At 64.6% G+C, this 460-nt stretch carries 1 protein-coding gene; it reads left to right on the top strand.

Translation table 11 applies throughout. From position 1 onward, the window contains the following. A partial coding sequence (locus tag P0D70_RS36840) for an FAD-dependent oxidoreductase (protein ID WP_408188136.1) occupies window positions 1-460 on the top strand: 460 nt, incomplete at both ends.

Raw genomic sequence — 460 nt, 5'->3', positions numbered from 1 at the left:
AACCACTGCGGCCGAAGCGAAAGACGACGGCATCTACGTGTCGTTCGAAGGCGAGAAGGCGCCGGCCGAAGCGCAGCGCTACGACCTCGTGCTGGTGGCGGTCGGCCGTACGCCGAACGGCAAGAAGATCGGTGCGGACAAGGCCGGCATGTCGGTCACGGATCGCGGCTTCATCGACGTGGACAAGCAGATGCGCACCAACGTGCCGCACATTTTCGCGATCGGCGACATCGTCGGTCAGCCGATGCTCGCGCACAAGGCTGTGCATGAAGGTCACGTTGCCGCCGAAGCGGCTCACGGCGAGAAGGCGTACTTCGACGCGATCCAGATTCCGTCGGTGGCATACACCGATCCGGAAGTGGCGTGGGCCGGCAAGACGGAAGACCAGCTCAAGGCTGCGGGCATCAAGTACGGCAAGGCAGTGTTCCCGTGGGCCGCTTCGGGCCGCGCGATCGCCAAT

This window comes from Paraburkholderia sp. RL17-381-BIF-C (assembly GCF_046026435.1).
In the GTDB taxonomy this organism is placed as follows: domain Bacteria; phylum Pseudomonadota; class Gammaproteobacteria; order Burkholderiales; family Burkholderiaceae; genus Paraburkholderia.
This window is presented reverse-complemented; position numbering and strand designations above follow the sequence as displayed.